General features: G+C 68.7%; 6 protein-coding genes and 1 pseudogene. 6 read left to right on the top strand and 1 reads right to left on the bottom strand.

All coding sequences use genetic code 11. The annotated features are described in order from the left end of the window. Positions 1-192 precede the first annotated feature (192 nt). From drmA to HNR07_RS03745, 5 genes and pseudogenes are all read left to right on the top strand, one after another. Positions 193-3,873 carry a DISARM system helicase DrmA gene (gene drmA / locus HNR07_RS03725; protein ID WP_184361931.1) on the top strand — a complete coding sequence of 1,227 codons (3,681 nt, stop codon included), beginning with the start codon at positions 193-195 and terminating at the stop codon, positions 3,871-3,873. Continuing rightward, positions 3,873-5,747, top strand: a complete 1,875-nt coding sequence (gene drmB, locus HNR07_RS03730) for a DUF1998 domain-containing protein (protein ID WP_184361935.1) — start codon at positions 3,873-3,875, stop codon at positions 5,745-5,747. The genes drmA and drmB overlap by 1 nt, the downstream gene beginning before the upstream one ends. Continuing rightward, positions 5,744-6,544: a DISARM system phospholipase D-like protein DrmC gene (drmC, locus tag HNR07_RS03735; protein WP_184361938.1), complete on the top strand. Its 801-nt coding sequence runs from the start codon at positions 5,744-5,746 to the stop codon at positions 6,542-6,544. Before drmB ends, drmC begins: the two co-directional genes overlap by 4 nt. Before the next feature lie 136 nt (positions 6,545-6,680). Next, complete coding sequence (locus tag HNR07_RS03740; protein WP_184361942.1) at positions 6,681-8,513, top strand: hypothetical protein; 1,833 nt, start codon at positions 6,681-6,683, stop codon at positions 8,511-8,513. A gap of 97 nt (positions 8,514-8,610) precedes the next feature. Continuing rightward, positions 8,611-9,117 (top strand): annotated as a pseudogene (locus HNR07_RS03745) (glutamate--tRNA ligase); the annotation flags it as partial. Positions 9,118-9,178: 61 nt separating this feature from the next. On the opposite strand, the gene HNR07_RS35425 reads toward HNR07_RS03745, so the two are convergent. Beyond that, a complete protein-coding gene (locus HNR07_RS35425; protein WP_184361946.1) occupies positions 9,179-9,709 on the bottom strand; it encodes a TauD/TfdA family dioxygenase in 531 nt (176 codons plus the stop codon). A 710-nt stretch (positions 9,710-10,419) separates the two neighbouring features. Between HNR07_RS35425 and HNR07_RS03755 the strand changes: the two genes are divergently transcribed. Beyond that, on the top strand, positions 10,420-12,588 hold the full coding sequence (locus HNR07_RS03755; RefSeq protein ID WP_184361948.1) for a WD40 repeat domain-containing protein: 2,169 nt from the start codon (positions 10,420-10,422) through the stop codon (positions 12,586-12,588). Positions 12,589-12,844: the final 256 nt, after the last annotated feature.

Below are 12,844 nucleotides of genomic sequence, written 5' to 3' on the forward strand. Positions count from 1 at the left end.
CGTTCCCAGCGCTTCCGCCAACCACGCCGGGACCGGAGCCCCTGAGGTGGGCGTGATCTTGCTACCAGAAGCTACTTCGGCGCCGAACTCGCCCCTGGTAGCAAGATCATCCGGGATATGAGCACCCCACCGGGCGGTACCAAGTCCCAACTCTCCCGTTCGCCTGTCACCGGGCTCCTCTAGCCTGTGTGCATGGCCGACCACACGGTGCTGCGCGCCCCCACACCGCGCGAGATCCGCGCTGAACTCGAAGACCTCGTCATCCGTGACCTCCACGGCCCCATCGGGGGTGACGAACACGAGGAGTTCCCCACCTCCGAGCGGGTGACCGACCGCTACATCCTGGGCAGACTCGCCCCCAACGGCGCGGTCATCGAACCCGGTGAGCTGGACACCCTCGCCGAATCCGGTATCGAGGACTCCGCGGGGATCGGGGAGGCCGACAGCGCGGACCCCGGGGCGGACGTGCCCGCCGCGGCCAGCATGTTCTGCAGCGCCCACGGCTTCACCGTCTGCGTCGAGCCCGACACCACCGAGCTGCACGCCCGCGCCTCCTGGGCGCACTACGAGAAGGTGAACGCACCCGAAGGCCGCGCCCGGTTCTACCGCCGCTTCCCGCACACCGCCGAGGTGCCCCTCATCCTGCCGGAGAAGGACGGCCACTTGGGACCGATCGAACTCGACCCCGAACAGCCCGGGGCGGTCCTGCGCGGGCGGGTCCGCACCTACGACGGCCGCCGACTGGTCACCGTCTTCCTCGTCAACGCCCAGCAGGGCAAGAGCAAGGAACAGCACCTGTGGCTCTTCCAGGCCGAACTCTCCTTGACCGCGGCCGACGGCGCCGCCCCCGTGTTCGTGCCGCGGCCGGAGAACTTCTCCGGCGGTGACCAGCGGGACCGCGACGAGCAGCGCAACCTGGCGATGACCCACCGGTTCCACGCCCAGTTCGCGGTCGGTCACAGCGTCGCGGTGGATGTTCGGACCGCGGCGGACGACCCGATGCGCGCGGTCAGGGTCACCACCAACGCCGCCCCCGGTTACGAGCTGCGGCACACCGACGTCCCCAGCGCCGACAAGGACGAGGACCTGCCCGAGCTGGCCGACCTCGTGGTCGATATGAAGCTCCTGGGTGAGGAGGGCGAAAGGGCTGTCGATGTCCGCACCGCCCTGGAACCGCTGGTCGACGGCTACCGGTCCTGGATCAAGCGGCAGCGGGAACGCATCGACGCCCCCGAGGCGCGGCTGCGACACGACGGCACCGACTTCCGCCGCCAGGCCAAGGCCAACATGGACGAGGCCGAACACGCCGCGAACCGGATCGCCGCCGCCATCGACCTGCTCGACACCGACCCCGACGCCCGTGCCGCCTTCCGGTTCGCCAATCGGGCCATGCACCGTCAGCGGGTGCAGAGCATCGCCGCCCAGGGGGACGGCAAGGTCTCCACCGCCACCCGGGTGCACGAGGCGGACATCCCGAAGAACCGGAGCTGGCGCCCCTTCCAGTTGGCGTTCCTGCTGCTGAACCTGCCCTCCCTGACCGACCCCGCCCACCCCGAGCGCTCCGGCAACGGCCCCGGCGGCAGGCGCGTCGCGGACCTGCTGTGGTTCCCCACCGGTGGCGGCAAGACCGAGGCCTACCTAGGCCTGACCGCCTACACCCTGGCCATCCGCCGCCTCCAGCACGTGGGCACCGCCCACGGCGGCAGCGCCCCGCACTCCGACACCGGGGTGGCCGTCCTGATGCGCTACACCCTCCGCCTGCTCACCATCCAGCAGTTCCAGCGGGCCGCCGCGCTCATCTGCGCCTGCGAGGTGGAACGCCGCCAGGACGAGGACCTCTGGGGCACGGTGCCGTTCCGGTTGGGCCTGTGGGTGGGCGGCCGCGTCACCCCCAACACCTTCGACGGCGCCCAGGAGTGGGTACGGGAGAAGCGGGCCAACCGGGGCGGTAGCGGCCAGGGCTCCCCGCACCAGCTCACCAGCTGCCCCTGGTGCGGATCGACCATCGAGCCCGGCAAGCACATCGAGACCGAGAGCAGGGCCCGGCGTACCCGGATCGTCTGCCCCGATCTGGACTGCCCCTTCGGTGACTACCTCAGTGGCGGTGAGGGGCTGCCGGTGCTGGTGGTGGACGAGGAGATCTACCGTCTCGTCCCCTCGCTCGTCATCGCCACCGTGGACAAGTTCGCCCAGCTCACCTGGAAGGGGGAGGCCCAGAGCCTGTTCGGCCGGGCCTCCCGGTACTGCACCCGGCACGGTTATCTGGCCGGTCAGATGCACGACAAGGTATGCGAAGGCTCCCTGACGCACACTGCCGTGCCCAAGGGGGTCAACCTCCCACCAGCCAAGGTCGGGCCCGCGGCCGCCGTCCGGCCGCCCGACCTGATCGTCCAGGACGAGCTGCACCTGATCACCGGCCCGCTCGGCTCTTTGGTGGGGCTGTACGAAACCGCCGTGGACCTGCTCGCCACCTGGGACTACACGGCGCCGGGGAGCAGGACCCGCTACAAGGTTCGGCCCAAGGTCATCGCCTCCACGGCGACGGTGCGCCGGGCCAAGGAACAGATCGGCATGCTCTTCGCCCGCGGCGAGACCCGGATCTTCCCGCCCCAGGGTTTGGACGCCTCGGACACGTTCTTCTCCCGGCAGCGCCCCGTCGACGCCCATGACGCCCTGGCGCCGGGACAGGGCGCCGACCACACCGCCGACGGCCGCCGTTACGTGGGGCTGTGCGCTCACGGGGTGCGGATCAAGTCCACCCAGATCCGGGTCTACGTCGCCGTCCTCGCCGCGGCCCAGAAGCTGCACCTGAAGTACGGCGACAACGAGATCACCGACCCCTACATGACCCTGGTCGGTTACTTCAACAGCCTGCGTGACCTCGGGGGGATGCGCCGCCTGGTCGACGACGACGTCACCACTCGGCTGACCCGCGCCGATCAGCGCGGCCTAGCCAAGCGTTACCTCCACCCCTACCGGACGGAGGAGCTCACCTCCCGGCGCAACTCCGACGACATCCCCTACATCCTCGACCGTCTAGGGGTGGCCTTCCCCGACGCCGTCGAACAGGCCGCCCAGAGCAGCGCGGCCAAGAAGGGCGGCGGAAAGGGCAAGCAGGAGGCGAAGGGGTCGCAGCCGCTGGACGTGCTGCTGGCCACCAACATGATCGCCGTGGGCGTGGACGTCTCCCGGCTGGGCGCGATGGTCGTCAACGGGCAGCCCAAGTCCACCGCCGAGTACATCCAGGCCACCAGCCGCGTCGGTCGTAGGCACCCGGGCATCGTCTTCACGGTCTACAACTGGGCGCGCCCGCGGGACCTGTCGCACTACGAACAGTTCTCCCACTTCCACGCGAACCTGTACCGGCACGTGGAGGCGCTGTCGGTCACACCCTTCGCGGCGCGAGCCATCGACCGGGGTCTGACCGGGCTGCTCATCGCCATGGTTCGCGGCTACGACCCGCTGCTCAACCCGAACGCCGGAGCCGGTCACTTCGACCGCACCGGGCGCACCGCCGACCACTTGGCGGCCGAGGTCAAACGGCGGGCCCGTGACGTCACCGGGGACAAGGCCGCGGTCCGCGCGATCGACGAGGAGGTCGATCGCCGCTTCGACCTGTGGAACGACAAACGCGGTCTGCAGACCCTGGAGAGCTTCACCCTGGGCTACACCAGGAGCAAGAAGGAGGACGTAGGGCTGATCCGGCACCCCGAGGACGGCCGCTGGACCGCCACCACCTGTCCCACCTCCCTGCGCGAGGTGGAACCGGGGATCCGCCTGGTCCTCGATCCCCAGGACGGCCTGGGCGAGGACGCCCAGCACCCATTCCAGGCCCAGAGCGGTGCCGGAGACGACCAGAACGGGGCCCGGTGATGAACAGCGATCCCATCCGCGTCGGTGAGCTGCGCACCAGCCAGCTCCTGCACACCTTCGGTATCGGCGCCCTCGTCGACCTGCCGAACCTGTCCGTGGTGGTGCGCGGACTGGACGCCTGGAAGAGCGCCCACGCCGCCCCCCTGCAGGAGGACCGGCTCCTGGACGCGGTCCGCCGCAAACTCGGCCCCCAGGTCAAGGAGCTGTGCAGCCCGCCCTGGGTGCCCTCCACCGCCAACGTGTTCGACGAGTGGGCCAAGATCGGTGTGCCCGTGTCCGCCTTTCCCCGGTGGTTGCGCTGCACCAAATGCCACCGCCTGTCCTCCGCGGACTCGGGAGCCTTCGACCTGATCTCCACCCCCTACAGCCCGGACCGGACCCGGTACGTGCACGGCTGCCGCGGCGAGGGCAACAAACGCCCCGCCGCCGTCCCCGCCCGCTTCGTCATGGCCTGCGAGGCCGGGCACCTCGACGACTTCCCCTGGGTGTACTTCGCCCACCGCGGCCTGGTCCCGGAAACGGGGGAGCACACCCTCAAACTGGTCGAGCAGGGCACCACGGGTGAGGCCGCCAACGTCCTGGTGATCTGCGAGGGCTGCGACGACGACCCGAACCAGAGGGGCGGGCGCTCCATGGGTGAGGCCTTCGGCCCCGAGAACGCCGTGAACCTGCCCCGCTGCCGGGGCCGCCACCCCCACCTGGCCGCGTTCGAGCCATGCGACCAGGAGCCCCGCACCATGGTGCTGGGCGCCACCAACAGCTGGTTCCCCACGCAGATGCGGGTGTTCAGCCTGCCGCAGGGCGACACCGCGCTCAAGGACGCGGTCGCCGGGCACATGAACACGTTGAAGGCGATGGCGACTCTGCCGAAGGAGATCGCGGAACACACCGTCCGGCAGCTGGTCTTCTGGGCCGACCTCGACGAGTTCGGCTTCGACGCGGTATGGGACGAGATCCAGGCCCAGGCCGCTGACCCGGAGCCCGGCGACACGGCAGCGCCGAGCGAGGACGAGGAGGTGGACCTGGCCGGACCCGAGTGGGAGGCCTTCACCCAGCCCAAGGACATGGACCTTCCCGACTTCACCACCAAACGGGTGGGCCGGGTCGCGAGGAACCACCGGGAGCGCCTGGCGGAGGTGGTGCTGGTACCCCGCCTGCGCGTGGTCAGCGCCCTGTACGGCTTCACCCGGGTGGACGCCCCCGAGTTCGACGTGGTCACCACCGACGACAAGCGCATCGCCCCGCTGTCGGCCAAGCCCCCCGAGTGGGTGCCCTGCGCCGAGCAGCGGGGCGAGGGCATCTTCCTGCGCTTCGCCGAGGAACCCCTGGCCGCGTGGGAGGCGTCCCCGGCCGTCAGGGAACGGGAGAAGCAGCTCGCCGGCGGCCACGAACGCTGGCGCCAGGCCCGGAGCCTGCCGCCCGCGGACTGGCCGGGGATGCGCTACGTGCTGTTGCACTCGCTCGCCCACTGCCTCATCCGCGAACTCTCCCTGGAGGCCGGGTACAGCGCTTCCGGGATCGCCGAGAAGGTGTACGCGCGCGGCGGATCCGACCGGATGGCGGGCATCCTGCTCTACACCGCCGCCCCCGACAGCGAGGGCACCCTCGGTGGCCTTGTCGCCCTCGGTACCGACCCGGACCGGCTGGGGCTGCTCATCGACCACGCCCTGGACGCCGCCCGGCTGTGCAGCTCCGACCCCCTGTGCGCCGAACACGCCCCCGACGACCACGACCGCCTGCACGGGGCCGCCTGCCACGTGTGCCTGTTCGCCTCCGAGACCTCCTGCGAGCGCAACAACCACTACCTGGACCGCGCCCTGCTGGTCGACACCATCTCCCAGGACCTGCCCGCCGGGCTCGGGTACTTCCGATGAGCGCGGACCCCGGGAACGCGGCGGAACGTGAACGCTGGGCCCAGGATCTGGCCGAGCTCGCGGGACGGCTCAACCCCACCGCCGTCCGGCGATGGGCCGGCGTCCTGGTGGAGTGCGCTGGTCCCGGGCAGGCTGAACGCGTTCTGCTCGACGCCCATCCGGTGGCGGGCATGGGTCACCACGCCGCCCGACTGGCCCGGCTCTGGGATCTCCGCCCTCACTTGAGCGGCGACGCCCTGGGCTTGGCCCTGCTCGGCGCGGCCGCCGCCGCGGAGAGGGCTGACCAGCGCCGTTCCAGCGTCGTGGCGAGCGGCCCCTCCGGCGGCTCCGCCCTGTACAAGAGCGCCGCACGCACCACTGGAGCCGCCCTCGAAGAGGTGATCCGCTCGGCACGCAAGCGGCTGCTGGTGGTGAGCTACGCCCACCACCCCTCGACCCGCATGGTGGAGGAGCTCACCGTGGTGGCCGAACGCGGGGTGGTGGTGGACGTACTGCTGGAGGAGAAGACCGGGGCGCTGAAGGCGTTCGAAGCCCCCTTCTCGCACATGACCGATCGGGTCCGGCTGTGGCGGTGGCCCGAGGAACGCCGCGGCGCGAACGGGTCGGCGTCCATGCACGCCAAACTGGTCGCCGCTGACACCAGCAAGGCGTTGGTGGGCAGCGCCAACCTCACCGGGCACGCCCTGCACCACAACATCGAAGTGGGGGTCCTGGTCCGCGACCCGACCCAGGTCAAGCGACTGGTGAGTCACTTCCGGTCCCTCATGGCACCAGACGGCTCCCTGGAACGCGTCTGACCCGATCCTCTTCCGTCTCCCCGGACGTGATTCCTCGACAGGGGCGAATCTGAGATTTTCCTGATTCTCGGACTTGCCGGGTGGCCAAACAGGGCATTCTGTTATGGCTATCCAGATTTCACCCCCTAAGGATCAAATGAGCAACTCTCCTGCCGGTCAGGATTTCGGTCTTGATGTCCAGTTTCTCGACGGTGCTCCTTCGCACTTGGTGGATATCGCTCGCCGGTACTGGGATCTTCGTGGCCTGGACGAAGCGGGCGTCTACCCTCTATGGCGGACGCCCGTGCGAGAGATCGACACCAACGGCTGGGGCGGCCGACACCATCTCCTGGCGGCCGCAGCGAGCAGGGCCGTGGTCAAAGGGTATTTTTGCCCCTCGTGCGAGGAAGAGTTCTCCCTGCCGAACCGGACCGCGTTGAACCAGATCCTCTCCGGTGACACCAGGGTGGTCTGTGTGAACTGTCATCCCACCCTGATCGAGGAAGCGGAAGAATACCGGAACCCTGATGCCGCAGCTCTTCGCCGGGCCGAACGGCGGCGAGAAAAACAATCGCTGAACGAGGCCTACGCCGACGCAGAGGAGCATTGGATCAAGGCGCATCGGGAAGTTCTGGGAAAAGAGTTCGCTCTTCACCATCACCCAGAAGAGGACTTCCCGGAGCTCGATGTTCGATGGGAGCTCGCCGCGCTCACCGTGGTGCGCAACGCCACCGAGGGCGGGATCATCAACATCAGGGACCATCCGGAGCTGTCCGTGCTCTCACCCGGCGGTGAAGACGCGGACGTGATGGAGGCCTTGCGCCGCCACGGGGTGCTTCACGTCCACCCGTCGACCGCGGTGAGCTCACAGCTGTGGAGGATCACTGCCTTCGGCGATGCCGTAGCTGCAGCCGGGGGAGACCTGGACGACCTTCCCACACCTGAGCTGAAAGGCTCCTACTATCCGCTGACGACCCGGTTCTACGTACCGTACGGTGATGATGTTCGGGCGGCGGTGGAGTCAGCGGGTACGCGACTCCTGCGCCGTCTGGCACGGGTCTTCAAGGACCATCGGCGCTTCGCCGCCCTGGAAGGGCTTCTCGCCGAGGTGATCGCCAAGGAAGCCGTGCGCTACTTCGACTACAAGTTGAAGGAGCACAACCTGCCCGCAATTCCGGAGGAGAAACGGCCCCGGCTGCGGGAGGCGGCGGACAAGCTCGCCCGGGTTCGATGTCTTGGACAGCTCTACTTCGCCTGCTGGGCCGCGACCCGGAACGCTGCCGCCGCTGCCCGACGAACCCCTCGCGCCCCTATGGTGAACATGACCGAGTACGGGCTCAAGAACTTCGAGGATATCGTCCAGGTGATGGTCCGGGACGACACCAAATACGCGAAGGTTTTCAGGGAAGAAGTCAAGTTCCCGCTATCGGCCATGACTCGGACCCTGTTCCACACGGTCTTGGACATGCACCCGATGGAGACCGGTCTGGCGCAGATCAGGGAGATGCGGCCCGCGCGGACCGTCCCTGTTCGGAATGAGGTCCCCGAACCAGGACCGGTATCCCCGGCGAGGGAACCAGAGCCCGAGCTCGTCCATCCGGAACTGGAGGAGAAGGAATTCCCTTCCGTCGAACTCCAGGCCCGTCGGTTGGCGGACGCGCCCGAGTCGTGGTCGTCGCAGGATTTCGCCGTGGCGTTTCAGACCGTGCGCGAGGACATTTCGCTCGTCTGGGATACGGACCACCCCAGCCACTCCACCCTTCAAGTGGCCGCGGGAGCACTGGAAATGCACCTGCTCCAACTCGGCACCTACCTCAAGGAGCGAGAATCCGTCCTGGCGATGGTGCTCGCAGCCGGTCTGTACAGGGAACTGATCGGAGCCCGTCCAAACGCACTACCTTCCGGAAGGGTGGTCGTGGGTTTGCTGGTGGAAGCCCTCGTTCGCCGTGGGCCGGAGGAGGGCCCCGTAGCTGAGGGCGGCGCTGAGTGACAATGCTCCTCCTCACTCAAGTCTGACAGGCGGGGCCTCCTGAATCTCCCAGGCCAGGTATGCCTCGGGGCCTCGCCGATCTCGATCTTGTTGCCGGGCAGTTCATGACGAGAAGAAGCTGCGGGCCTTCAACGGCGACTAGGTCCACGCCCTGGACGTGGACGAGTTCGTCAAGTGCTGCGCCCCCTATCTGGAGGGTGAGGGGTGCCGTAGCGGCCGGAGGAGTTCGGCGCGGATGCGTTCGCGCAGATCGTTCCGCTGGCGTAGAGCCGGGTGGCGGTGCTCAGCGAGATCCTGCCCAACGTGGACTTCCTGTTCCTGGACTCGCCGGTCTTCGATGAGAAGAGCTGGGCCAAGGCTATGAAGCCCGGCATCGGTTCGGGGATGCTCACCGCCGCAATCGCCACCTACTCGGATGAGTCCCTGGACTGGGAGGCCGAAGCCCTCAAGGGAGCCCTTGAGCAGGCCGGGGCCGCCCAAGGGCTCAAGCTCGGCAAGGCTCCGGTCCAGGTCGCGGTGACCGGCCGTACGGTCGGGGCTGCCGCTTTCCGAATCGCTGGAGTTGCTGGGCAGGGAGCGCACGCTGGAGCGGATCAACGCCTGACGGCCAAAGCCAGCCATGAGGCCGTCAACCGCACGGGCATGATTTCTAGCGGTGACGGATCTCAAGGAACGACCATGGGCTGCGTGCGGCGGTGCTGAACGGGATGGCCGTCGGTTCGGTGTTGGTGAGCGGTCCGGGGCGCGGACAGCGCACTCCACGTCTCCGGGAAGGCCAGGGACAACTCCTCGGCCACGGCCCGCCCGTCGATGAGGACGCTCTCGCCTCCGTGGTGCGCTGGAGTCAGGCACATGAGCATGAGGAGGTGTGGTGGTCTCGGTAGGCACGACCGCTCCGTGTGCGGGAGGAGTTCGGAGTCGGTGAATCCGAGTTGGCCGGCCCCGGGGCTCCCGTCCCGCGCGTGCAGCAGGGTCAGGCCGTCGGGGCCGCTGTCCGGGTGCGGGTAGAGGACGGCCAGATCACGCACCAAGTCGGCGAAGCCGGGGTTGCTGGGGATCTCGCTGAACGTTGCCAGATCCCGATCACGTAGGGCGGATACCAGATGTGGGTGGAGGTCGGTTCTGCGCGGGTCGACTCGGTGCCGTTCGAAGGGAGTGTCGGTGTCGATGGGCAGGGGAGGTGTCGTCTTGTGCACACCGCTCAGCTTCACGAATGCCGGGTGATGAGGCCAGTGACAATCTGTCAAGGCGCGAGCTGCCCGGGACCGGGTGCGCGCCTGCTGGCTTCACTACCGTAGCTACCGCTGATCTTCTCATGGATGCTGCGGGGCCGAGCGGAATCCTCTTCACCCCCTTCTCCCTGCGCGAAGTGCGTGTGCGAGGGCTGCTGGGAACCGGGCGCGCATCTGCGGCAGCGGAACTGGCCCGGACACGTCCAGGGGCGGGAGAGGCAACGGAGCCTCAACGGGGCGGCTATCGAAGCCGTCACCTTCGCCGACGCGCTGTCCGAGGTCGGGGACCTCACCAGTGCGCAGACTTTGTACAGCGAGGCGTTGTGCCTTGCCACACGTCTTCGATTGCCGCACCAGATTCAGCGCGTGGTGCGGAGCACCGCCAAACCCGAGCTCGAAGAAGTTCTGGCCGATGCCTTGGCACGCTTGCACGACCTCACCCGGCATCGAACAACGGCCGGTTCGCTCTCTCGTTGATACGGCGCCACAGGCTGACTGAGACGAAGAGAGAAGGGAGAGACCTCAGCCGATCGCCGGAGATCAACGTCCTGAGCGCGGCCCGTCCGTGCGGATGACGACTGGGTTCCGCAGAACAGCGCCGAAACGGTCAGGTGGCTGTCCGGAAGCGGTCACATCTGGCTCATCGGTAGCATGCGCCGTTAGCGTGACCGGATGTGAGCGAAACTCGACCCCCTCGTGACTACTCCACCCACATTCGGGACTGCGCCAATCTGGTCGACCGCCTGTACGCCCGCGGTCCGGAGCGGGTGGGTGTGGAGCTGGCCGAGCACGTACCCGGCTCAGCCGATCCGTCGACCGGGCCCGGAGCACTGCGCAGGCTCCTGCTCACACGTGCCCGGCTGCTCACACACTCCCGGAACCGGGATGAGGTCGCCTGCACCCTGCACCGTATCCTCGCCTTCGAGTCGCGAGCGGCGGCATGGCTGACCGGTGTGGAGGAGTCACTGCCCCCAGTACGACTGTCCGGCCGGGGACCCGACGTGGCACCGGTCGACGGGCGGCTGCTCCGTGTTCTCACCGGCCAGAAGGCTCCCGCGGTATCGGTCGACTGGTCACCCGACGGGACGTACCTGGCCGCGGTCGGCTCCTACGACGCCACCGTGATGATCTGGGACAGCCGTACCGGGGAGGAGCACCGCCGCCTGCGCATCCCGGGCGCCGCGTTGGACGCGGTGCTGTGGAGTCCCGACGGGCGCCGACTCGCGGTCCTCGGTAAGAGCGACCGATTTCGCGACGTGGGCGAGCACAGTGCCGACGACATCCACGGTTGGGAGAACCGAGTCGAAACCGTGCGTACTCTGCTCGTCTACGACACCGAGACCTGGGAGGAGCATGCCGCCACTCCCACGGCACCGCAGTTCTGGTACGGCGACCGCCCGGTCATCACCTGGTCACCGGACGGCAGGGTCCTCGCCGTCGGCGAGGACATCGGGGTGCGTCTGTGGTCAGTGGACGGAGGGGAGGAGCTCCCGTGGCTCATTCCGGGTGCGGCGGTTCGGCAGATCCTCGGCCTGCACTGGCATGGCACGGCAGGCCTGATCGCGCTGGCCAAGGGGCGTGATCCGGTTCCAGGGGGCAACCCTTCTGTGCCGGACAGTGTCCTGGTGACATGGTCCGACCCCACTCACGACCCCGGGTTCCACTCATGGGCGAGGGGCGTACCGTGGTATCTCACGTCCGGGGTGCGCTGGCACCCCGAAGGCGAACTCGCCTGTGTGACCTCAAGAAACGGGACGTCCGTGTGCGACCCCGGGTCCGGAAAGGTCCTGTGGCGCTCAGAACACGGACTCGGCGAGCCGCGCACGAGGGCGGTGGAGTGGTCCCCTGACGGCGGTGTTCTCGCTGAACTCCAGTCCCAGGAACAAGGGTGGTCCCGGATCGTCCTGTGGGACGTGGGGGGCGACGGCACCCTCACCCCACGCGGCCGGATCGAGTGCGCTCCGGAGGAGACCACGGCACTGTCCTGGTCCCCTGGAGGGGAGGTGATCGCCACCGCTGGATCGGCCGGAGTACGCCTGTGGGTTCCGCGGCCGGGGGAGGACGACAGCCCGGGGAGCCTCTTGCCCCGTCTCACCTCTCCCGTCTGGAGTCCTGATGGCGCGCACGTGGCGTTGTGGTCCGGTCGTCGGTGGTACGTGGCCGACGCGCGAGATCCGCGAAACGCCGAAGCGGCTGGGGACGAGTGCCCTTTTCCCCACGACGGCACCGAGGAAACACGGGAGCTGATCGAGGCCGCCCGCCACGAGGGGCAGGACTACGACCCGTACACCAGCATGTACGGCCACCACGCCCCGGACGCGGTCAGCCCGGGGAGAGGGCTGTACGCGCTCGCGGGCGGCCTGGCGCCCATCAGGATCTTCGACCTGCTCAGGGGAGGCAGTCGTCAGCTCAGCGGTTCCAAGCCTGAGGGGCGATGGGTCTTGGTCCGTTTCAACCCTGGAGGCGACCGGCTCGTCACCGTGCAGCAGCGCACCGTCACCTTCGAACGGGACGGCGACTGGGTGCAGGAGTCCGTTCTGACTCTGTGGGACGTTGTAACGGGCGAGCAACGTGCGTGCTCGAGGTCCACGGCGGACCTCAGACGGGGCGAGAGGACAGACGACCCGAACGACCTGGCCGTCGGCAGGGACCACGTGGTCTGGTGCGGCCGCGACGGCGTGGTCGCCCTGCACGACGCCCACACCCTGGAGCCCCTCAGCAGGGTGAGGGTGTCCGGGGCCCTGGGCCAGGTGGTGTTCTCCCCCGATGAGGGCGCCGTGGCCGTGACCGGAAACGCCGGAGTCCGGGTGTTCGACGTGGTCGGCGGCGTCGCCCGCCGGTAGCGGGTTCCCGGGGCGTCCGGACGGCTTCCCCGTCCCCGCCCCTCCGACTCGCGGAGGACCTGCCCGGCAACGCGCGCCGCCGGGCAAGGGAGTCGTGTCGTCGCGGCCACAGGAGAGTGACCACCGCCGGGGTACCTGCTGGCGGCCTCCCCGGGAGAAGGTGGCTTCGGCCCTTCCAGCCCGGAGCCGTCCCTTCCCCGGAGGTCGTGTGGAGCACAGCAAGAGGTGTGAGGAGGCCACCAGGCCCAGGTGTGTC

Origin of the sequence: Nocardiopsis metallicus, assembly GCF_014201115.1 — a bacterium.
Classification (GTDB): Bacteria; Actinomycetota; Actinomycetes; order Streptosporangiales; family Streptosporangiaceae; genus Nocardiopsis; species Nocardiopsis metallicus.

Excerpts from the sequence above, each read along its gene's own strand:
- drmC (WP_184361938.1), top strand. The coding sequence starts at position 5,744 with ATGAGCGCGGACCCCGGGAACGCGGCGGAACGTGAACGCTGGGCCCAG.
- drmB (WP_184361935.1), top strand. The coding sequence starts at position 3,873 with ATGAACAGCGATCCCATCCGCGTCGGTGAGCTGCGCACCAGCCAGCTC.
- HNR07_RS03740 (WP_184361942.1), top strand. The coding sequence starts at position 6,681 with ATGAGCAACTCTCCTGCCGGTCAGGATTTCGGTCTTGATGTCCAGTTT.
- drmA (WP_184361931.1), top strand. The coding sequence starts at position 193 with ATGGCCGACCACACGGTGCTGCGCGCCCCCACACCGCGCGAGATCCGC.